At 38.4% G+C, this 21,354-nt stretch carries 16 protein-coding genes, 3 tRNA genes and 1 pseudogene (1 of these 20 running past the window's edge); 7 read left to right on the top strand and 13 right to left on the bottom strand.

The features are described 5' to 3' along the window. Nucleotides 1-49: 49 nt before the first annotated feature. The 3 genes from HME9304_RS04250 to HME9304_RS04260 form a co-directional block, all read right to left on the bottom strand. Nucleotides 50-754 carry a hypothetical protein gene (locus tag HME9304_RS04250; RefSeq protein WP_112377401.1) on the bottom strand — a complete coding sequence of 235 codons (705 nt, stop codon included), beginning with the start codon at nucleotides 752-754 and terminating at the stop codon, nucleotides 50-52. 72 nt (nucleotides 755-826) lie between these two features. Then, nucleotides 827-2,242 (bottom strand): RagB/SusD family nutrient uptake outer membrane protein, encoded by a 1,416-nt coding sequence (locus tag HME9304_RS04255; protein ID WP_112377402.1) that lies wholly within the window; start codon nucleotides 2,240-2,242, stop codon nucleotides 827-829. An 11-nt stretch (nucleotides 2,243-2,253) separates the two neighbouring features. After that, nucleotides 2,254-5,274, bottom strand: coding sequence for a SusC/RagA family TonB-linked outer membrane protein (locus HME9304_RS04260; RefSeq protein WP_112377403.1), 3,021 nt, complete (start codon nucleotides 5,272-5,274; stop codon nucleotides 2,254-2,256). Nucleotides 5,275-5,643: 369 nt separating this feature from the next. Between HME9304_RS04260 and modA the strand changes: the two genes are divergently transcribed. The 4 genes from modA to HME9304_RS04280 are packed head-to-tail and all read left to right on the top strand — an operon-like array spanning nucleotide 5,644 to nucleotide 8,357. Next, nucleotides 5,644-6,417, top strand: coding sequence for a molybdate ABC transporter substrate-binding protein (gene modA, locus HME9304_RS04265; protein ID WP_112377404.1), 774 nt, complete (start codon nucleotides 5,644-5,646; stop codon nucleotides 6,415-6,417). Beyond that, complete coding sequence (locus HME9304_RS04270) at nucleotides 6,410-6,811, top strand: TOBE domain-containing protein (protein WP_112377405.1); 402 nt, start codon at nucleotides 6,410-6,412, stop codon at nucleotides 6,809-6,811. Before modA ends, HME9304_RS04270 begins: the two co-directional genes overlap by 8 nt. Further along, on the top strand, nucleotides 6,811-7,482 hold the full coding sequence (gene modB / locus HME9304_RS04275; protein ID WP_206170510.1) for a molybdate ABC transporter permease subunit: 672 nt from the start codon (nucleotides 6,811-6,813) through the stop codon (nucleotides 7,480-7,482). Before HME9304_RS04270 ends, modB begins: the two co-directional genes overlap by 1 nt. Then, on the top strand, nucleotides 7,479-8,357 hold the full coding sequence (locus tag HME9304_RS04280) for a sulfate/molybdate ABC transporter ATP-binding protein (protein WP_112377407.1): 879 nt from the start codon (nucleotides 7,479-7,481) through the stop codon (nucleotides 8,355-8,357). The genes modB and HME9304_RS04280 overlap by 4 nt, the downstream gene beginning before the upstream one ends. A gap of 95 nt (nucleotides 8,358-8,452) precedes the next feature. Here HME9304_RS04280 and HME9304_RS16885 read toward each other — a convergent pair. The 10 genes and pseudogenes from HME9304_RS16885 to nhaD form a co-directional block, all read right to left on the bottom strand. Further along, nucleotides 8,453-8,522: transfer RNA gene (locus HME9304_RS16885), tRNA-Ser, on the bottom strand. Then, nucleotides 8,514-8,780 carry a GIY-YIG nuclease family protein gene (locus HME9304_RS04285; RefSeq protein WP_239023385.1) on the bottom strand — a complete coding sequence of 89 codons (267 nt, stop codon included), beginning with the start codon at nucleotides 8,778-8,780 and terminating at the stop codon, nucleotides 8,514-8,516. The genes HME9304_RS16885 and HME9304_RS04285 overlap by 9 nt, the downstream gene beginning before the upstream one ends. 16 nt (nucleotides 8,781-8,796) lie before the next feature. After that, nucleotides 8,797-8,866 (bottom strand) — tRNA-Ser (locus tag HME9304_RS16890). After that, a pseudogene (locus HME9304_RS04290) lies at nucleotides 8,858-9,124 on the bottom strand (GIY-YIG nuclease family protein). Before HME9304_RS04290 ends, HME9304_RS16890 begins: the two are co-directional and overlap by 9 nt. 16 nt (nucleotides 9,125-9,140) lie before the next feature. Next, nucleotides 9,141-9,215, bottom strand: a tRNA-Val gene (locus tag HME9304_RS04295). Between the two features lie 150 nt (nucleotides 9,216-9,365). Then, complete coding sequence (locus tag HME9304_RS04300; protein WP_112377409.1) at nucleotides 9,366-10,577, bottom strand: bifunctional folylpolyglutamate synthase/dihydrofolate synthase; 1,212 nt, start codon at nucleotides 10,575-10,577, stop codon at nucleotides 9,366-9,368. Between the two features lie 3 nt (nucleotides 10,578-10,580). Beyond that, on the bottom strand, nucleotides 10,581-11,459 hold the full coding sequence (locus HME9304_RS04305; RefSeq protein ID WP_112377410.1) for an energy transducer TonB: 879 nt from the start codon (nucleotides 11,457-11,459) through the stop codon (nucleotides 10,581-10,583). Continuing rightward, on the bottom strand, nucleotides 11,459-11,845 hold the full coding sequence (locus HME9304_RS04310) for an ExbD/TolR family protein (RefSeq protein WP_112377411.1): 387 nt from the start codon (nucleotides 11,843-11,845) through the stop codon (nucleotides 11,459-11,461). Before HME9304_RS04310 ends, HME9304_RS04305 begins: the two co-directional genes overlap by 1 nt. Before the next feature lie 8 nt (nucleotides 11,846-11,853). Then, nucleotides 11,854-12,546 carry a MotA/TolQ/ExbB proton channel family protein gene (locus HME9304_RS04315; RefSeq protein ID WP_112377412.1) on the bottom strand — a complete coding sequence of 231 codons (693 nt, stop codon included), beginning with the start codon at nucleotides 12,544-12,546 and terminating at the stop codon, nucleotides 11,854-11,856. 57 nt (nucleotides 12,547-12,603) lie between these two features. Next, on the bottom strand, nucleotides 12,604-13,989 hold the full coding sequence (nhaD, locus tag HME9304_RS04320) for a sodium:proton antiporter NhaD (RefSeq protein ID WP_112377413.1): 1,386 nt from the start codon (nucleotides 13,987-13,989) through the stop codon (nucleotides 12,604-12,606). 242 nt (nucleotides 13,990-14,231) lie between these two features. Between nhaD and HME9304_RS04325 the strand changes: the two genes are divergently transcribed. From HME9304_RS04325 to HME9304_RS04335, 3 genes are all read left to right on the top strand, one after another. Continuing rightward, complete coding sequence (locus tag HME9304_RS04325) at nucleotides 14,232-15,371, top strand: acyl-CoA dehydrogenase (protein WP_112377414.1); 1,140 nt, start codon at nucleotides 14,232-14,234, stop codon at nucleotides 15,369-15,371. Between the two features lie 325 nt (nucleotides 15,372-15,696). After that, entirely contained in the window at nucleotides 15,697-20,202 is a 4,506-nt protein-coding gene (gltB, locus tag HME9304_RS04330) for a glutamate synthase large subunit (protein ID WP_112377415.1), read from the top strand. An 8-nt stretch (nucleotides 20,203-20,210) separates the two neighbouring features. Then, a protein-coding gene (locus HME9304_RS04335) for a glutamate synthase subunit beta (protein WP_112377416.1) crosses the window boundary here: on the top strand, nucleotides 20,211-21,354 show its 5' portion. The gene runs 323 nt beyond the window's last position; the window shows 1,144 of its 1,467 coding nt (coding positions 1-1,144); it begins with the start codon at nucleotides 20,211-20,213; its stop codon lies beyond the right edge, outside the window.

A 21,354-nucleotide genomic window follows, 5' to 3' on the forward strand; every position in this document is an offset into this window, starting at 1 on the left:
ACAAAGGCTATAAATGACTTTCAAAAAAATATATGTGCTGATAAAGCTTTTATTCCTTTCTTATTTCTACGTAATAGTTAAATATTTTAATCAAATCTTGCTCCAAATCAAACTTTAATTTTTCTTCTTTTACCAATTTTTCAATCTTGGCAAAGTATTTCCCAAAAAATAATTTGAGTGCTTTCTTTTTTTGTGGGACTTTGATTAACCCACTATATTCTTCATTTTTTCTAAAGGAAACATAAAAAACATCTTCCAATGGTATAAATTTAGCAGGTACAGCTTTTTCATAGCTACTTTTTATAGGTTTCGCTTCCTGAAATTTTATTCTGGACCTTTTAAAAAGGATGAACTTTTGATTTTGATGAAGCTGCTCAAAAATTCCATTTTTTACCTGTTTATTATCATCCTGAAAATCTTTAGTCAAGAAAATTCTGTTTGATCCATCCAATAACGTTACCGAATAAGTTTTGTTTTTGGATAATCCCATTATCTCGCTTTCACTTTTCTTCAGCTCAATGATATGTTCCAAAACATCAAATCGTACCAAATGAGTAGTTTTGATAGTATTTATTTTAGCTGGTCTAAACTCATCAAAAAGATATTTAGAACCTTCTACATTATCATATTTAGTATTGTTTAAATGTATAAAAAAGTCAAGCTCATTTAAACCTTCAGCACTATTCTGTACTATTTGGCATTGCAGGGATGTTAAAAAAAGTATGCTCGTCACATATGATATAATCTTTTTCATTTACAGTTATGAATTTAAAAACCACCATTAGTATGCACAAATGGTGGCTTTACAGTTTAGTTAGTCATTTTTTTAAAAGTTACCCGGGTTTTGAGTTATGTTGGGATTGTTGGTGAGTTCATCATCCACAATGGGGAAAATCACCTTATCCGCTCCTGGTGCTGATTCTGCGCCACCTGCAGGGCGCAAATTTCTATCGTTTCTTAAAAGGTCCATTCTTCTGAGTCCTTCAAAACAAAACTCCTTTCTCCTTTCCAAAAGAATGGCATCCAAATCCACAGTAACCAAAGCAGGTAATCCTGCCCTGGCTCTTACGGTATTAACATCGTTCAAAGGGGTATCACCAATGGCAGTACCACCTCTTAAATTAGCTTCTGCACGCATAAGGTACATATCAGCCATGCGCAAGACCATTCCATCTGAAGCGTTATTTACAATATCTGGATATTTTGTAGTGAAGAATGTGTCATTTCCACCGGCATCCGTCGCAGCTTGAGATAATTCGGCAAATCTTCTATCGCCAGGTTCGCCAGCGAAAACATCCAATAAATCTTGACTAAAGGGAGCATCTCCCCTTCCGCCGGGAGCAGGATTATAAAAGTTCACGTAAACTTCATCCGATCCTGGAACAGATTCATCTTGTGGCCCATCTGTAGGTGTATTGATTACGGAAAAAATGTTTTCGGGCGAGGTTGGATTATCATCATAAAAATCAAAATCTGGGGCTAAGGCATACTCCCCCGAGCTGATTACCTGATCTGCTAAATTGGCTGCACTTGCCCAATCTTCTCGATATAGGTAAAGCCTTGCAAGAAGACCTCTTGCCGCTCCAGCTTCTGCGCGTTCCCCATTATCTTCAGGCAAACTTGCCACAGCATCCAAAAGGTCCTGTTCAATGAGCGCATGAACCTCATTTACCGTAGAGCGCTCTAATTGAAATTCAGAAATATCCACTTCCGGTGCATAGGGAACCAAAACCAAAGGGACTCCCAAATTACTGCCACCACTTACTTGAAATGGTTGTGCAAAATGATTGACCAGTGTAAAATAGGTCAATGCCCTCAAAAATTTTGCCTCACCAATAAACTGTGCTTTCTCTGTTTCGGATAAATCCAGTAAATCTATATCTGGAAGGTTAACTATGATATTGTTTGCAGCTCCAATAAGCTCGTATCCATCCAACCAAATATTATCTATGGTCGTGTTTGTAGCCAATGTTTCAAACTGGTCTATTTCCTGTAAACTGGTAAAACTCCCCACAAAATTTACATCATCGGCCATAAAATCCGAAATCAATTGAGGGTTTCCGTTTAAATCCCCACTTTGATTCTTACTGTAAATACCGACGACCGCTCCATTAATTGATCCTCTTGTATCAAAAACTGTTTCAATCTCTACACTATCCTCGGGAACAACGTCTAAACGATCTTCACAAGCAAAGAAAATGCCTATACCCAAGAAAATTATTATTGCTTTATATATTTTCATTTCTATTGTTATTAAAAAGTTAGTCTAGCTCCAATTAAATATGATTTTGCCTGTGGTGCGGTAAAGAAAGATTCTCCTTGAAACCTTGGGTCAATATCATCAGTAACTTCTGGGTCTATTCCCTTCATTTCATCTTTTTTGAGTGTGAATAAATTGGTGGCCGTAGCATAGAACCTTATTCCAGAGAAAAGTCCCCCCAATTTTTCCAAAGCTTGTTCCGGCATGTTGTAACCCAACGTCACGTTTTTAACACGCAAATAAGATGCATCCAATTGCTGTTGTGTGGACCGTTGGTTGAAGGGATTGAATGTTGAGCTGTTGGGGCTTGGCAGAAAGGCATTGTCCCCTGGTTGCCTCCAAATATTCAGATTTTGCTTTCTAACATTTACTATCCCTCCAATGGCATCGGCGCCGTCCGCAAACCTTAGACCATCAATGACAACATCGTTTCCATAGGAATAATTCATAAGTACGGAAAGGTCAAAATCCTTAAAACGGAATGAATTTGTCATCCCCCCAGAAAAGTCCGGTAAAGGACTTCCAGTGACTACACGATCTCCAGAATTTGGTGTCGTCGTAATATTTCCGTTAACATCCAACCATTCTGCATCGCCTGTTTGCGAATTGATACCTACATACCTGATCAGGAAGAAATTATTTAAAGACTCGCCTTCAATTGCTCTCTGTATCGGCCCGTCTATGATTTTTCTTCCTTGTGCATCCGTGGCGGCATCCTCATTCAATTGTGTAATGGTATTTTCTATGGTGGTAATGTTAAAACTGGTTCTCCATTCAAAATCTTCAGTTAAAACATTGATACTGCTTACATCGAATTCCCATCCTTTATTTTCCAATTCCCCAATATTCCTACTTATAAATCGGAGTCCTGTTTGTGGAGGAAGCACTTGATTCAATAGAAGATCGCTCGTAGTTTTTTTGAAATATGACATGTTAAAGTTCAGTCTACCATTTAAAAAAGTAGATTTTAATCCTATATCCAATGTCTCACTTTCCTCCCACTTTAAATCTGGGTTTGGAGGTTGGTTGGGAACCACGCCCGACTCACCATTATAATCTCCAAATGCTCCTGCATTAAAAAGTCCCAAAGATGGGAAAGTGCCCAATCGGTCATTACCTACGGTTCCAATACTTGCCCTTAGTGAAAGGTAGTCTACAAAAGAGACATCATCCATAAAAGATTCATCAGAAATTATCCATCCCGCAGCAACGGACCAGAAGTATCCAAAACGATTATTGACACCAAAACGAGAAGAACCATCCCTTCTAAGTGAGCCCTCTACCAAATACCTGCCTTTATAATCGTACGAAGCTCTTGAGAAAAGTCCAAATAGTCTTGATGGGAAACGATCTCCATTTAATACTGATGGTGTTGAACCAGAGCCTAAATTTCTAAGACCGTCCGTTAAAAACCCTGTAGATGATACGTTGAGTCGTGTTCTTAAGGTTTCTTCGTAATTGAGTCCCAATAATATATTAAGGCTATGGTCCTCGCCCAGATTTGGTGTATAATTAAGAGTTTGGTTGGTCAACCATCTTTCTTCCCTTACACTTACCACTTGACCGAGACCGCCCGGCGTATTGAATTCTGCTTCTCTGGTGGTTTCTTCTACACTAAGCCAATCCATTCCAAATTCTGAACGCCAAGTAAGACCTTCAAAAGGAGTTATTTCAGTAAATGCATTACCGATAACCCTAAAGGTCTTGAGCTCTCTATCATCTAAAGCTACCCTAGCAAATATATTGGGAATGAAAGACCCCGACTGCAAAAAATTACCTTCATCATCGAACGCACGCACTACAGGACTTTGAAGAAAAGCAGTTGTGAATGGGGCATCGATTTCATTTTCAACAAAAACCCTTGCCAGGCGATTGTTGGTTATCCCCAGATTCATTCCTGCCTTTAGCCAATTTGTAACATCAGAATCTATATTTATTCTAGCTCCAGTACGCTGTTGATCGTTACCTATTACAAATCCTTGTGCATCCTGAAAATCCAAACCAAAGAAGTACGACGTTTTCTCGCCTCCGCCTCTAACGCCCAGATTATAGTTTTGGGATATTCCAGTGCGCTGTACACCTTCCAGCCAATCCGTACCGCCAGAACCAATCGCGCCCAATCCTAAATCTTCCGGAGTTGTTAAGGTCCCGTTTTGGATGGTTGCTATTTCTGATTTCCATTGCCTGAATTCATCAGCCGACAAAATATCCGGAACATCGGTTGATTCTGAAAATTGTGTACTTATATCCAAAGTAAGCTGTGCCTTGGAGTTACGTCTACCCTTTTTAGTCGTTATCAATACAACACCGTTTGCTCCTCTTGACCCATAAATAGACGTTGCACCGGCATCCTTTAATACAGTAAGGGATTCAATATCATTTGGATTAACATAGGAAAGTGGATTAATGTCGGTATTGCCACCTCTGTTCAATGTATTTCCTTCTGTATCCGTAATGGGAACTCCGTCAATCACAATCAACGGTTGACTACCTGAATTTATGGAGTTTACCCCCCTTACCCTAATGACAGCAGCAGATCCTAAAACCCCTGAAGCATTTACAATTTGTGTACCTGCACTTTGTCCTTGCAACAACTGATCTGCAGAAACTACTTGCAAGTTCTCGATAGCCTCTTCCTTTACTATTCCAACGTTCTGAATGATTTTTCTTTCTTCTTGATTGCCGTAACCGATCACTACAACTTCTTCCAATTGTGAAGCATCTTCCTCCATTTGGATGTCTATAGTGCTTTGACCTCCAATGGTACGTTGTACGGTTCTTTGTCCTAAGTACGTGAACACCAATACTTGTCCTTCACTGGCATTGATGGTATAGTTGCCATCAAAATCGGATTGGGTTCCATTGGCCGTGCCCTCTACCACAATGTTTACACCAGGCAGGGGCATTCCGCCTTGGTCCGTTATAGTACCTGTGATTGTTTTTTCTTGGGAATGTGCAAATGCCATAAAAAATAGCATAACAAAAAATGTCCCAAATAGCTTTTTTACTTTCATAGAATTAAAAGTTTTGTTAGTAATTAATGAGTTAGCGCAACTGAGAAAGGAAGGCGGGAGAAGGTTTTTGATAGCTAATTCAAATAATACTCCCTAGTACGAAAACAAAACTTAATGGAAAGTTTCTATTTATATGGTAGCAAGGCATCTCACCGCCTTACCTTTACAATTGCAACCACAAAACAATCATATAAGCGTTCCGTGAAGGTTCTGCCCGATAAGGGTTTACGTAAGAAATATTCGGGATGCTTTACCTATTTTCGGATAAATCGATAAGATATACTATCATTAAAATATTATCCATAAAAATGTAATTTAGGTGTTTAAGTATAGCTGTTTACAGTAAATTTCTTTGAGCCAATAAAAAATATGAGATTATCTAATGCAATAACCTACTCGTTCATAGGAATTTTCCTTTATCTATTTTCTAGTTGTGATATTCAAAACACAGGTGAAACGGTGACGATTGCAGCAGCGGCAAACATGAGGTATCCTTTGAAGGAACTCACGAAAGCTTTTACAAAAGAAACAGGAATAAAATGCAATTTGGTAATAAGTTCGTCGGGTACCTTAACTGCACAGATAAAACAAGGAGCGCCTTACGATATTTTTGTTTCTGCCGATACAACATATCCAGAAGAAATATGGGAAAGCGGATTAACTGAAAAACCTCCTAAAATTTATGCCTATGGAAAATTGGTGCTCTGGACCATGAAATCAGGCATAAAACCAGCTATATCCATGCTAAAAAATGACTCGATAAGCCATATCGCCATAGCCAATCCTAAAATTGCACCTTACGGTAGGGCGGCAATATCCGTTTTAAACCATTACAAGCTTTTGGATGAAGTTGAAGACAAATTGGTTTATGGGGAAAGTATATCACAGACAAATCAGTTCATATTATCAACTTCTGCACAATTGGGGTTTACAGCTATGTCCGTTGTATTGGCACCAGAATTGAAGAAGAAAGGCACTTGGGTTGAGCTGGAAAATAACCTTTATGAACCGATAGCACAAAGCGCAGTGCAGATAATCCATAAAGAGGTCAATAAAGAATCGGCCGAGTCGTTCTATGATTTCTTATTTAGTAAGAAAGCCAGGGAAATTTTAGAAAACTTCGGATATTCGGTGAATGAATAGCTTAAATGGACATATAACCCATATAAAAGTGAATGGTAGTCTATCATTGGTTACAATTGGTTTGGGCAAAAATGCAACAATACAAAGTATTGTTATAGAAACTCCAAAAACAGCACCTTATCTACAAACGGGCAAACCAGTAAAGGTTTTCTTTAAAGAGACTGAAGTGATTATAGGCAATAACGAAAATCATGCTATCACACTTCAAAATAGAATTCTTGGAACTATTAAAGAAATTGAAAAAGGAACGCTGTTGAGCAAAGTTTCAATCGATTCCGATGCTGGAAAACTTATCTCTGTTATAAGTACCGATTCTTGCGAATATTTAAATTTAAAAAAGGGTGATATGGTTTTTGCTATGGTCAAGTTGAACGAAATCATGCTTTCGGAATGATAGATTGGAATCCATTGTTGTTAACTTTTGAGCTGGCAATTGCAACTACTGTAATTTTGTTGATTCTATCCATTCCCTTGGCCTATTGGCTTTCCAATACTAAAACCCGTTTTAAAGCAATAGTGGAAACTTTGGTAAGCATGCCGCTGGTTTTACCTCCAACGGTTATAGGATTTTATTTTTTAATGGCCTTTAGCCCGAACAATTTTTTTGGTGAATGGATCAATGAATGGTTAGGGATTACATTGGTTTTTTCATTTCCTGGACTGGTTATCGCCTCTATAATTTACAGCTTACCATTTATGGTCCATCCCATTCAATCGGGACTTTCAAATCTACCCAAATCCATACAGGAAGCGGCCTACGTTATGGGAAAATCAAAATTGACGACCCTTTTCAGAATACAACTCCCAAACATTAAAACGTCCTTGCTTACCGGAATCGTACTTTCCTTTGCCCATACAGTTGGAGAGTTTGGTGTGGTCCTGATGATTGGTGGAAATATACCTGGAAGGACAAAAGTGGCTTCCATTGCCATTTATGATGAAGTGGAAGCGCTCAATTATGAAGCTGCGAACCTATATTCCATTATACTGTTTGCAATAACTTTTTGTATTCTACTAGCTGTTTATTTGAAAACTGGAAAACATCTGAATAAACTAGGAAGATGATTGAACTGGATATTGATAAAAAATTACATGCAGCCGATGGAGAAATGAATCTTGGACTTCATTTCTCCATTGAAAAGGGTAAATTGATTACGCTTTATGGAGAGTCAGGTGCAGGAAAAACATCAACGTTAAGGTTATTATCCGGATTAATGAAACCGGACAAAGGGAAAATCATCGTAAAAGGAAAAACATGGTTTGATTCTGATAAAAAAACCAATCTCCCCCCACAAAAAAGGAAAATAGGCTACGTGTTCCAAGATTATGCCTTGTTCCCAAACATGACTGTATATAAAAACCTTGAGTTTACATTAAGCAAAGGTCAAGACAAGAAGAAAGTATCCGACCTGATTGAAATTATGGAACTAGGTGAACTCCAATATAGAAAACCCGAAACTTTGTCAGGTGGCCAAAAACAACGTGTAGCTTTGGCAAGGGCATTGGTCGAACAGCCTGAAATTTTGTTGTTGGATGAGCCATTGGCCGCATTGGATATTAAAATTCGCTTAAAACTACAGGACTATATTCTAAAAGTGCACCGCGAATTCAATCTAACTACCCTGCTCATAAGCCATGATATTGGTGAAATCAATAAGCTATCAGACCATGTTATTTTTTTGGAAAAAGGAAAAGTCGTCCGCCAAGGAAATCCAGATGACCTTTTTATAAACAGAAATATAAGCGGCAAATTTAAGTTTACGGGCGAAATTCTCAAGATTGAAAAACAAGAAATAGTCAATATTGCTACGGTTCTTATACAATCCAGTGTTGTAAAAGTCATTGTTCTAGATTCTGAAATTCAACAATTGCGTGTTGGTGATAAAGTCATGGTTGCCACTAAAGCATTCAATCCTATTCTCTATAAAGTTGAAATCTAGATTAGTTGACCGAACTCTTGCGAACCTTCAAAAAATCATCTTGAAAAAAAAGCTCGCCGAAGTTTTTTTTAAGTGAAAACTTCGGCGAGCGAAGGTGGGCGCGAAGGGATTCGAACCCCTGACCCTCCCGATGTAAAATCGGGATGTCCTGAAACACTACTTCCCTATTAATTTTTCGATCATCTTGCGGCTCTTCCATCGCTTGATCTGCTTTTCCCTTGACATGGCCTCGGTCTTAGAAACGAACCCTTCGACGAACTTGATCTCCCAGTCCTTTGCCCTGCCCGTAAACCCTTTATGGAACTGGTTGTGCTTTATAAGGCGGGCTTCCAGGTTTTCGGTATACCCGATATAGAACTTATCGAGGACCCGTGAATATAATATATAGGTGTAGAACATCGTGTAAAGGAAAAGGCCTCCCATACATGGGAAGCCTTTGTGGGCGCGAAGGGATTCGAACCCCTGACCCTCCCGATGTAAAATCGGGATGTCCTGAAACACTACTTCCCTATTAATTTTTCGATCATCTTGCGGCTCTTCCATCGCTTGATCTGCTTTTCCCTTGACATGGCCTCGGTCTTAGAAACGAACCCTTCGACGAACTTGATCTCCCAGTCCTTTGCCCTGCCCGTAAACCCTTTATGGAACTAGTTGTGCTTTATAAGGCGGGCTTCCAGGTTTTCGGTATACCCGATATAGAACTTATCGAGGACCCGTGAATATAATATATAGGTGTAGAACATCGTGTAAAGAAAAAGGCCTCCCATACATGGGAAGCCTTTGTGGGCGCGAAGGGATTCGAACCCCTGACCCCTTGGGTGTAAACCAAGTGCTCTGAACCAACTGAGCTACGCGCCCGAAATCTTTATTTTTCGGGAACCTGAACCCTCCCGATGCAAAATCGGGATGCCCTGAACCAACTGAGCTAAGCGCCCTATTAATTTTTCCCAAATGGGAGTGCAAATATAGCACCATTTTTTCTTTACCAAAAAGAAAAAGATAAAATATCTAAACCACCTCTGCCACTACAAAGGTACTGCCGCCAACATATACTAAATCTCTTGGTTTCGCATTCTTTACGGCTGCCTCAAGCCCCTTACCAACAGATTTAAAGACTTTACCCTTCAAATTAAAGTTAGAGGCGATAGCTTTTAACTCATCAGCAGATAGTCCTCTTGGTATATTTGGTCTTACAAAATAGTACTCAGCTTCTTTTGGAAAAAGGGGAAGCACGTCATCTAGACTCTTATCGTTAACAAAACCCAGAACAAAATGAACTTGTGAAAATCCAAGTTTTTCTATTTGCTGCATTACCAAAGTTAGACCTTCCTTATTATGGGCAGTATCACATATTATTTTAGGGTTTTCTCCCAAAACTTGCCATCTTCCCAAAAGTCCGGTGTTGGTAACAGTATTTTTAAGTCCTACTTCTATGTGTTTATCTTGAATCTTGAAACCTTTTAGCTCATTTATTACAGCTACTACACCTTTGCAGTTTTTTTTCTGATAACTGCCGAGTAAATCCGTTTCGTAGTTTTTTATATCAATATCTTCAGCAAAAATGATTTCAGTATTTTTTTGGGCTGCAATCATCCTAAATATGACTTCTGTTTCAGGTTGTTTTTCGCTTATTACTACAGGTATATTTTTTTTGATGATACCAGCTTTTTCCAAAGCAATTTTTTGTAAGGTATTGCCTAAAATCTGCACATGGTCCAATCCTATATTGGTGATAAGTGAAATCTCTGGAGTAATAATGTTCGTAGAATCCAACCTTCCCCCCAATCCAACTTCAATTACTGCTATATCGACTTTCTCTTTTGCAAAATAGTTGAACGCCATACCAACGGTCATTTCAAAAAAAGAAAGTTCATTTTGGTCTAGAAAGTTTTTGTTGACATCAACAAATTTCTGGATATAATCTTCACTGACCTTTTCTCCGTTGATTTTGATTCGTTCCCTAAAATCCTTTAAATGTGGAGATGTATACAGGCCTACTTTATACCCAGCTTGCTGTAAAATTGAAGCAAGCATATGGCTACTTGAACCTTTTCCATTGGTCCCCGCTACGTGGATACTTTTAAATTTCTTTTCGGGATTTCCAAGCACTTTTGAAAAAGAAATAACATTGTCCAACTTGTCCTTGTAAGCTAAAGAACCTTTTTGTTGGTACATTGGAAGCTGCTGAAACATCCAATCCAAAGTTGCTGCGTAAGTCATGAATTATTGACCTAACTTAAAATTGACCACTACAAAACCAATCTGTTGGGAAGGAGCATTGGAATCTAAGTTCCATTTATGCTGCTGAGCTGTTTCTCTTGCAGGCTTCAGTAAACAAGGAGCATTATTCGTAGTTCCTTTTACTCCTGGAGTGGCATCTATTACTTTTCCGTTTCTATCCACAACGATTCTAACGACTACGCGGCCTTCCTCATTGCATTCTTGTTGCACTTTTCCACTATTCACCAAAGAGCGTCCATTCAACCCATAACCGCCTGTCCCGCTTCCGCTACCTGGACTGCCATAATAGCTTGTGGCGTAAGGATCACCATCTGGTTGACCTTTGCCTCCAGCCTTATTATCATCTCCTTCACTGCCTGTAGTTGTACCATCAGATTTACCAATGCCACCGATCAAGGCATCGAGACTCTTTTTCTTTGCTTCTTGTTCTTTTCTTTTCTGCTCTTCGGCTTTTTTTCTTTCCAGTGCAACACGCTCTGCTTCGGCCTTTGCCTTTTTAGCAGTTTCATCAGCCTTGCGCTTAGCTTCTTTCTGCTGATTGATTTTTATAGTTTCTTCAGATTCATTGGTCAGAACCTCTTCTACGGGTTTGTTTTCCGCAGTTTCTTGTTCTTGAAATTGTTCTGGAATTTCTTCGGCAGGGGTCGCCTGTTCTGTTTTTGGTTCTGAACGGACTTTTTCTTTGGGCTGTACTTCACCGCTGCCAAAATCCATTGTGCCAAAGTTCACTGCAATACCATTTTCAATAGGGGGGTCCATGTAGGTTAAGCCTATATAGAAAAGCAACAGCAATAGCACACTTAACAACAATGTGGTAAGCGTGAATGATTTTTTCTTGTGTCTCGTATCTAAAAATGACATTATTTTGGCCGCACAGCCAAGATAACCTTATAACTATTCCTATTGGCAATGTCCATTACGTTTACGGCTTCTTTAATTGCCACGCTTTCTTCCGCCCTTAGAATGATTGTAGGCTTTTCTTGACCTTCGAGTGCCTTTTTTAATTCAATTTCAATGTATTCCTCGTTAATCCTTTCATTGTTTACAAAATACTCCAAGTTTTTATTGATTGTAACCGAAACATTTTGTGTATTGGTAGATTTTCCCTTTGCTTTTGGCAACAATAAATCCAAAGCGTTGGGAGCGTTGGAGGTTAGCATGAAAAATACCAACAACAGGAATACAATATCCGTCATTGAAGACATACTAAACTCTGGGCTTACTTTATTTCTTCCTTTTAATTTCATTCTGAAATTTAGATAGGTTCATTCAACAGATCCAAAAATTCTACAGCATTGGCTTCCATTTTGTGCACCACTTTGTCTGTCCTGTTCACTAAATGATTATAGCCAATGTAAGCTATAATACCAACTACCAATCCTGCTACTGTCGTTGTCATAGCAGTATAGATTCCTGAAGCCAATGAACCCATTTCTGCTTGGCCGCCACTACTCGCCATTTCATGAAAAGCCAAAATCATTCCGATTACGGTCCCCAAAAATCCTATCATTGGAGCCGCACCTGCTACAGTTGCCAAGACACTCACGTTCTTTTCGAGTTTGTATACTTCAAGTGTTCCTGCATTTTCAATTGCGGTATTAATATCATCCAAAGGTTTTCCTATTCGGGACACCCCTTTTTCTGTCAGTCGTGCAACAGGAGAATCTGTTTGGGCGCACAAAAGTTTTGCAGCTTCCAATTTACCGCTCATCACGTGATCGCGAATCTGGTTCATGAAGTTTTTATCAATTTTTGAGGCGGCCTTTATGGCAAAGATCCGTTCAAAATAAATGTAAAGTGCTGTAAAAAGAAGAACAAAAAGCACTGCTATAATAATAATACTGCCCGCTCCCCCATTAACGATCAAATCGATAACGGATAGGGTTTTCTCCTCTGAGATGGATGTCCCGATCTCAGCCCCTTCTTCTAAATCTTGAAAAAAAATCATATAAAATCCCCAATTTAAGTTGCAATAATAACGGAGATTTTTGACCTAAAGTATTTTTTATAAAAAATATCGCATAACTATAAAACAAATTGCTCCCGCAATAAAACCTATTGCCGCAAGCCATGCTATTTTTTTAAGATACCAAAAGAAATCTATTTTCTCCATCCCCATAGCCACCACCCCTGCAGCAGAACCAATAATGAGCATGCTACCACCTGTACCGGCAGAGTATGCTATAAAATGCCAGAGAGGATTATCCTGAGGCTCAGAAAACATTCCCAAACTTGCTGCTACTAAAGGCACATTATCAATTACTGCTGAACCAAAGCCAAGTATAATGACGACAAGGTCAGAAACTTCCGTTCCCGGCAATTCAGTGCCCATCAAACCAATACCTTCTTTGAGATTATCCGCAAAATTGAACAGCAGCCCTAATGATTCCAATGCGGCAACAGCCATTAAGATACCCAAGAAAAATAATATGCTTGGCAATTCTATCTTGGTCAATGCACTATGCACAGGACCGCTATGTGACTCAGCATCACTATCCATATCAACAGATGAGATAGTAATCTTGGAATTACTGTAAATTTCCGCGAAAGTGGCAACTACCGCCAAGGACAACATCATTCCCACATAAGGTGGCAAATGTGTTACTGTTTTAAAAATTGGAACAAAGACAATCGCTCCCAATCCCAAATATAACATGGTCGAACCGAATTTTGATTTTGGCGGCTCTGTTTCCTCACTATCTATAGTTCCTTTAAAGGCAGGCAGAAATGATGCTATAAATGTCGGTACCAACATACATACTAAAGATGGTATCAATAAGTAGCCAATTAACCTACTTGTGGTAACTTTATCACCTATCCATAACATGGTAGTGGTAACATCACCTATTGGAGACCAAGCTCCGCCCGCATTTGCCGCAACAATAATTAATCCTGCATACCACAACCTATCATTTCGTTCCCTAACGATTTTCTGTAAAATAGAAATCAAGACTATAGTTGCCGTAAGATTATCTATTATAGCAGAAAGTATAAATGCCAAGAAAGCAAAAATCCATAGTATTCTACGTTTGCTTCTTGTCTTTATAAAGGATTTAATTGTTGCGAAACCATCGAAATAATCAATAATTTCTACAATGGTCATTGCTCCCAGAAGGAATACCAAAATCTCAGCTGTTTTTCCCAAGTGGTGCAACAGGGATTCTTCCATGATATGCATCTTTTCTTCATGATCTAGAAGACCAAAATTGTCCAAAAGTGCATGCTTGCCAGAATCAAACCAAGTTGTAAAGCCGTCAATTCCAAATGCTATAAGCGCCCACAAGATAGCCATCATTGCCAAAGCGGGAATGAGTTTATCTATCTTAATAGTATGTTCAATGGTAATAGCGAGGTATCCGATGACGAATACGGCAATTAGAACGGTCTCCATATTTAGTTGGTTTATTTATGTAAAACTTTTTATTAAATGTAATCCACTTTGCTAAAGATATTCAAAATGAGTTTTCCCTCATAATCTAAATCTTAGAAAAATGATGAAAAAACATGTTTATCTCTTGGTTAGCCTAATTATAGAATTAAGATTGAATCATTCTCGCTTTTTGCAACTATTTATCGAGAAATTATTATCATAAAGTTATATTTGTAGTCCATTTTTAATTATTTCACAATTTTATGGATTTCACACTTTCCGAAGAGCAGTTAATGGTACAACAGGCTGCAAAAGATTTTGCCCAGAATGAACTTTTTCCCGAAGTGATAGAGCGAGATGATGCTCAAAAATTCCCTACAGAACAGGTAAAAAAAATGGGGGAACTCGGTTTTATGGGAATGATGGTTAACGAAAAGTACGGTGGAAGCGGGCTTGATACACTCTCATATGTCCTTGTCATGGAAGAACTTTCTAAAATAGATGCGTCGGCTTCAGTAATCGTTTCGGTGAACAACTCTTTAGTTTGTTGGGGATTGGAAACTTTTGGTACCGAAGAGCAAAAGCAAAAGTACCTTACAAAACTTTCCACTGGGGAAATCATAGGAGCATTTTGTCTTTCTGAGCCTGAGGCAGGCAGCGATGCCACTTCGCAAAAAACAACGGCATTAGACAAAGGTGACCACTATATTTTAAATGGCACCAAAAACTGGATAACAAATGGTAGTACAGCAGAAATATACTTGGTAATAGCCCAAACTGATGTTGAAAAAGGCCATAAGGGCATTAATGCCCTAATTGTTGAAAAAGGTATGGAGGGTTTTGAAATAGGACCAAAAGAAAATAAACTGGGAATCCGTGGAAGCGATACGCATTCCTTAATCTTTAACGATGTCAAGGTTCCCAAAGAAAATCGAATCGGAGAAAATGGGTTTGGGTTTAAGTTTGCAATGAAAACCCTAGCTGGCGGGAGAATTGGAATTGCGGCCCAAGCTTTGGGTATAGCTGCCGGAGCCTATGAACTTTCAAAAAAATATGCAAAAGAACGAAAAGCTTTTGGCACGGAGATAGCAAACCACCAAGCAATAGCTTTTAAATTGGCGGACATGCATACCAAAATTCAAGCAGCACGCCATTTGGTCTACCAGGCTGCATGTGATAAAGACAATGGTGCTGATTACACGCTCTCTAGTGCCATGGCCAAATTATATGCATCAGAAGTAGCTATGGAAACCACAGTAGAAGCTGTTCAAATTCATGGTGGAAATGGTTTTGTAAAGGATTATCACGTAGAGCGATTAATGCGAGATGCAAAAATCACCCAGATTTATGAAGGTACATCCGAAATTCAAAAAATCGTTATTTCTAGGAGTATTTTAAAATAAGAAGTTTATTTGAAGAACGTATTTTTATACCCCTATATATAATAGGGGCTTATGCCATTAATAACTTTTTTTAAAGTGTTTTGGCATTATTTTTCTAGCACTCAAGGACAAATTTATTGTCATAATAATGATTCACCCCGTAATTTACTATATCCCTGTACTTTTTTACATCTATTTTGAGATAATCTCAATTTAACCTATCTCAAATTTTGTATTTGAACATTTTTTAACCATTTAATCAAAACCTTGATTATTCTTTTGAGTATGATTCAAAATATTGATTTTTATTCATTAATAATGATATTTTTGAATAAATACCATAATAATGAGGTTAGAAAAACAAGGCTTATACCTTCCTGAATTTGAGCATGATAATTGTGGAGCAGGTTTTATCTGTAGTTTAAAAGGCAGAAAATCCAATGATATTATACATAAAGCTCTTGAAATTTTAGACAAACTAGAGCATAGAGGGGCTGTAAGTTCTGATGGCAAGACTGGGGACGGAGCAGGAATACTAATTGATATCCCTCATGATTTCTTTACGGAAGTGTGTAATTTTAATCTCCCAAAAGCAGGTGAATATGCTGTAAGCAACGTTTTCCTTCCGCGAAAAGAGAATCAACGGGATTTTTGTGTTTCAAGCTTAGAAAAAAATATAAAAAAACAAGGCCTAGTGTTATTGGGGTGGCGAGATGTACCCGTGAACCGTTCTGTACCTGGAAGAATTGCTAGCGAAACAGAGCCCTATGTGAAACAGGTTTTTATTGGCAGAGGCAATGCTATTGACGATTTTCAATTTAACTTAAAACTATTTATCGCCAGAAAAATTACAGAACACACAATCATAAAAAGTAAACTTTCACAACATCAGTTTTTCTATCTACCAAGTCTCTCCACCAAAATCATCATTTTTAAAGGATTATTGGTACCAAATGACATTAGCAGATATTACGAAGACCTTTTGGATCCCAGGGTAGTAACGCGATTAGCTCTAGTACATCAGCGATTTTCGACCAATACTTTCCCAACATGGGATTTAGCCCAACCTTTCCGCTACATGTGCCACAATGGAGAAATAAACACTCTTAGAGGAAATGTATCTAGAATGCGTTCCAGGGAAGAACTGCTAAAAAGCGATTGGTTTGGCGATGATATTAAAAAAATATTACCAGTTGTACTGCCAAGAAAGTCAGACTCGGCAAGTATGGATATGGTTGTCGAACTTTTGCTTATGACGGGTCGTTCTTTACCAGAGGTTATGATGCTGTTAGTTCCTGAAGCATGGGAAAAAAATGCAGAAATGTCGTCATCCAAAAGAGCATTTTATGAATATAATTCTTGCTTAATGGAACCATGGGACGGACCTGCTTCCATTCCATTTACAGATGGAAACTATATAGGCGCCGTTTTGGATAGAAATGGTTTAAGGCCTTCAAGATATTCGGTTACAAAAAAGGGTTATGTAATCATGTCATCAGAAACCGGTGTGGTTGAATTGGAGCCAGAGGACATCGAATTCCACGGAAGGCTGGAACCAGGAAAGATGTTCTTGGTCAATATGGAGGAAGGTCGAATAATCAATGATGAAGAAATAAAAGAATCGATTGCTGGAAAACATCCTTACAAAAAATGGCTCAAGAACAACTTGGTACACTTAAAGGATATTCCATATAATGAGTGTCCCGTTTTTTTTGGGGAGTTTCCTTTGGATACCAGACGTGCAGCATTTGGGTATACTCTTGAGGATATTAATACTATTATCTTGCCCATGGCCAAAAATGGTAAGGAACCTATTGGCTCTATGGGTTCAGATACACCAATAGCCGTTTTATCCGAACGACCACAATTGCTTTATAACTACTTCAAGCAATTATTTGCCCAAGTCACTAACCCCCCGTTGGATGGCATCAGGGAAGAACTGATTACGGATATAAGTTTGACTTTGGGCAGTGACCAAAACATTTTTGATGTCACAGAACTGCATTGTAGAAAACTAAAAATTCAAAATCCGGTAATTTCTAAAGAAGATTTGGATAAAATAAAAAATTATGATGCAAGTCCGGATTATAAGGTTATCTCTATTTCCATTCTATATGAAATTGCAAAAGGTCATAATGGATTGGAAGAGGCTTTGGAATCAGTTCTAAAACAAGCCTCAATTGCAATTGACGGAGGTGCCAATATCATTATTCTATCTGACAGAATGGTAAGTTCCGAAATGGCTGCAATACCCGCCCTTTTGGCATGTTCATTTGTGAACAGCGGTTTAAGGAAATTAAGAAAGCGTTCCAAGCTCAGTATCATAATTGAATCTGCGGAGCCTAGGGAAGTACATCACTTTGCATTGTTATTTGGATTTGGTGCAAGTGCCATCAATCCATATTTGGTAAATGAGATTATTGGAGAACAAATCCAAGAAAACGACATTACGGAATACACTTTTGATGAAGCTATAAAAAATTACAATAAGGCGGTTGGAAAAGGAATTTTAAAAGTGATGAACAAAATCGGAATCTCCACATTGAATTCCTATAGAGGTTCTCAGTTGTTCGAGTGTATAGGCATCAATACAAAAGTGGTAGATAAATATTTTCCAAATACACCAACTCGTATTCAGGGTATAGGTCTTTATGAAATTGAAAAAGAAATAGCAAAGCGCCACAAAAAAGCTTTCAAGAGCCAAGATTTGGCAGCAAATCTTAACATTGAGATTGGTGGAGAATATCGCTGGAGAAGAGACGGGGAAAAACACATGTTCAATCCATTAAGTATTGCAAAGCTTCAAAAGTCGGTACGAAATAACGAACCGGATACTTATAAAGAATATTCTAAATTGGTAAATGAACAATCCAAAAATTTAATGACGATACGGGGACTGTTCGAATTTTCCAACTATGACCCTATTCCAATTGAAGAAGTGGAACCATGGACAGAAATTGTAAAGCGATTTAAGACCGGTGCCATGTCGTATGGAAGCATTAGCAAAGAAGCACATGAAAATCTGGCCATCGCCATGAATAGAATCGGAGGAAAAAGTAATTCCGGTGAAGGTGGCGAAGATTCTGAACGCTTCTATAAAAATCAAACTGGTGACTGGAAGAACAGTGCCATTAAACAAGTAGCTTCAGGCAGGTTTGGTGTAACATCAGATTATCTGACCAATGCCAAAGAAATACAAATAAAAATGGCACAGGGTGCCAAGCCTGGAGAAGGCGGTCAATTACCAGGCCCAAAAGTTAACCCCGCCATTGCCAAAACAAGGAACTCAACCCCATATGTAGGATTAATTTCACCACCGCCACATCACGATATTTATTCCATAGAGGATTTATCACAACTGATCTATGATTTAAAATCAGCCAATAGAGATGCAAGGATCAACGTAAAATTAGTTTCAGAAGTTGGGGTTGGAACGGTCGCAGCAGGGGTTTCAAAAGCAAAAGCCGACGTTATTTTGATATCGGGGTTCGATGGGGGTACTGGTGCATCACCACTTACATCATTAAAACATGCTGGTCTCCCTTGGGAATTAGGAATAGCCGAGGCACAACAAACCTTGGTCATGAATGATTTGAGAAATCGAATAGTCTTGGAATGCGATGGACAATTGAAAACTGGTAGGGATGTTGCCGTAGCCTGTCTTTTAGGAGCAGAAGAATTTGGTTTTGCCACAGCGCCCCTAGTGGCATCAGGTTGTATTATGATGCGTGTTTGCCATCTAAACACCTGTCCCGTAGGTATAGCTACCCAAAAACCCGAACTTCGTAAAAAGTTTAAAGGGAAACCAGAACATGTAGTTAATTACATGTATTTTGTTGCGGAAGAACTGCGTGGTATCATGGCCAAACTTGGTTTTAGAACCATTGACGAAATGGTAGGCCAGGTACAAAAATTGGACAGAAAATCGGCAATAGAACATTACAAAGCTGCGGGTATTGATTTAAGTCCGATACTTTATCAAGTAGACGTGCCTGAAGAAACTAAATTCCATAACACTGATAAACAAACCCATAATATTGAAAAATCCATAGAGTTTGATATTATAGCCCAGGCTCACCCAGCGTTGTTCAGAAAAGAAAAGATTTCTTTAGATTTCCCCATATATAATACAGATCGTGCTGTCGGAGCAATTATTAGTAACGAAATTTCTAAAATCTATGGTGCAGATGGGTTACCGGACAATACGCTGAAACTCAATTTTACAGGGTCGGCAGGGCAAAGTTTTGGTGCTTTTGCTACAAAAGGACTTACTATGGTGGTCAATGGAAATACAAATGATTATTTAGGAAAAGGACTTTCTGGAGCAAAACTGATTATTAAAGTTCCTTATAAATCTACTTTGAAACCTGAAGATAATATTATTACTGGCAACGTAACACTTTATGGCGCCACTTCAGGAGAAGCATATATCAACGGTAAGGCAGGAGAACGTTTCTGTGTCAGAAATTCTGGAGCAAAGGCCGTAGTTGAAGGTATAGGTGATCATGGTTGCGAATACATGACAGGAGGGATTACTGTGATTTTAGGTAGTGTGGGAAGAAATTTTGGAGCTGGCATGAGTGGTGGTATAGCCTACGTTTTTGATACGGATAGATCTTTTGAAAAAAGATGCAATGCGGAAACATTGAATTTTCTGCCCGTTGAAGAGGATATTGATATTAGACAGTTAAAAGAACTTATAGAGAATCATTACAATGCCACGTTAAGCCCTTTGGCACAGAATATTTTAGAAAATTGGGAAAAACACCTATCAAAATTTGTAAAAGTTTTTCCAGAAGAATACCGACAAGCTCTAATTAGACTAGAAAAAGAAAAATTACAAACTTTATAATTTGAGATATGGGAAAGATTACTGGCTTTATGGAATTTGACAGAAAAGTAGAAGCCTATGTACCTGTCAAAAAAAGAATTAAGAATTATAATGAGTTTACTGTTCCATTAAAGGAAAAAGAATTAAAAAATCAAGGTGCCCGTTGCATGGATTGTGGTATTCCTTTTTGTCATAGCGGCTGTCCTTTAGGAAACCTAATCCCAGACTTTAACCATGCGGTATACCAGGGAAAATGGGAAAAAGCTACTAAAATTCTACATTCAACCAATAACTTTCCGGAATTTACAGGTAGATTATGTCCCGCTCCATGTGAAGAATCTTGTGTGCTGGGCATAAATGAAGACCCTGTTTCTATAGAAAACATCGAAAAGAACATCGTTGAAACAGCTTTTGAAAATGGTTGGATCAAACCAGAGCCCCCGATTAATCGAACTAGCAAAAAAGTTGCTGTTGTAGGGTCAGGTCCTGCTGGACTTGCTACGGCCCAGCAATTAAATAGAGCAGGGCATTCCGTTACTGTTTTTGAACGTGACGAAAAAATTGGTGGTTTATTACGTTATGGTATTCCTGATTTTAAATTGGAAAAAAGCATAATTGATAGACGTCTTGATATTATGACCAAAGAAGGAATTATCTTTAGAACAGGTGTACATATTGGTTTTGATATTGAAGCTAAAGAACTCCAAAAGAAGTTCGATGCAATTGTACTTTGTGGCGGTGCCTCAATTAGACGAAATCTTCCAATACCCGGTTCAGAGTTAAAAGGCATAGTACAAGCCATGGATTTTCTTCCTCAAAACAATAGAAAAGTTGATGATATTCCATATAAAGGTGAAGAGATTTCCGCCAAAGAAAAAAAGGTAATTGTCATTGGTGGAGGAGACACAGGTTCTGATTGTATTGGAACTTCTATTCGCCAAGGAGCAGTTTCAGTTATTAATTTTGAAATCATGCCCAAATCAACTATACATAGACCCGAAGGACAACCATGGCCATTTTGGCCCATGCGATTAAGGACAAGTTCATCACATAAAGAAGGAGCTGAACGAGTTTTCAGTATTTTGACCAAAAAATTTATAGGTGATCAAGATGGTAACTTAACAGGACTTATTACTTCAGAAGTATATTGGGAAAAGAAGCCCGGTGAACGTC

The organism is Flagellimonas maritima (genome assembly GCF_003269425.1).
Classification (GTDB): domain Bacteria; phylum Bacteroidota; class Bacteroidia; order Flavobacteriales; family Flavobacteriaceae; genus Flagellimonas; species Flagellimonas maritima.

Excerpts from the sequence above, each read along its gene's own strand:
- HME9304_RS04300 (WP_112377409.1), bottom strand. The coding sequence starts at position 10,577 with ATGACTTACGCAGCAACTTTGGATTGGATGTTTCAGCAGCTTCCAATG.
- HME9304_RS04325 (WP_112377414.1), top strand. The coding sequence starts at position 14,232 with ATGGATTTCACACTTTCCGAAGAGCAGTTAATGGTACAACAGGCTGCA.
- HME9304_RS04270 (WP_112377405.1), top strand. The coding sequence starts at position 6,410 with ATGAATAGCTTAAATGGACATATAACCCATATAAAAGTGAATGGTAGT.
- HME9304_RS04280 (WP_112377407.1), top strand. The coding sequence starts at position 7,479 with ATGATTGAACTGGATATTGATAAAAAATTACATGCAGCCGATGGAGAA.
- HME9304_RS04250 (WP_112377401.1), bottom strand. The coding sequence starts at position 754 with ATGAAAAAGATTATATCATATGTGACGAGCATACTTTTTTTAACATCC.
- HME9304_RS04260 (WP_112377403.1), bottom strand. The coding sequence starts at position 5,274 with ATGAAAGTAAAAAAGCTATTTGGGACATTTTTTGTTATGCTATTTTTT.
- HME9304_RS04285 (WP_239023385.1), bottom strand. The coding sequence starts at position 8,780 with ATGGGAGGCCTTTTCCTTTACACGATGTTCTACACCTATATATTATAT.
- HME9304_RS04315 (WP_112377412.1), bottom strand. The coding sequence starts at position 12,546 with ATGATTTTTTTTCAAGATTTAGAAGAAGGGGCTGAGATCGGGACATCC.
- HME9304_RS04255 (WP_112377402.1), bottom strand. The coding sequence starts at position 2,242 with ATGAAAATATATAAAGCAATAATAATTTTCTTGGGTATAGGCATTTTC.
- nhaD (WP_112377413.1), bottom strand. The coding sequence starts at position 13,989 with ATGGAGACCGTTCTAATTGCCGTATTCGTCATCGGATACCTCGCTATT.
- HME9304_RS04310 (WP_112377411.1), bottom strand. The coding sequence starts at position 11,845 with ATGAAATTAAAAGGAAGAAATAAAGTAAGCCCAGAGTTTAGTATGTCT.
- modA (WP_112377404.1), top strand. The coding sequence starts at position 5,644 with ATGAGATTATCTAATGCAATAACCTACTCGTTCATAGGAATTTTCCTT.
- HME9304_RS04305 (WP_112377410.1), bottom strand. The coding sequence starts at position 11,459 with ATGTCATTTTTAGATACGAGACACAAGAAAAAATCATTCACGCTTACC.
- gltB (WP_112377415.1), top strand. The coding sequence starts at position 15,697 with ATGAGGTTAGAAAAACAAGGCTTATACCTTCCTGAATTTGAGCATGAT.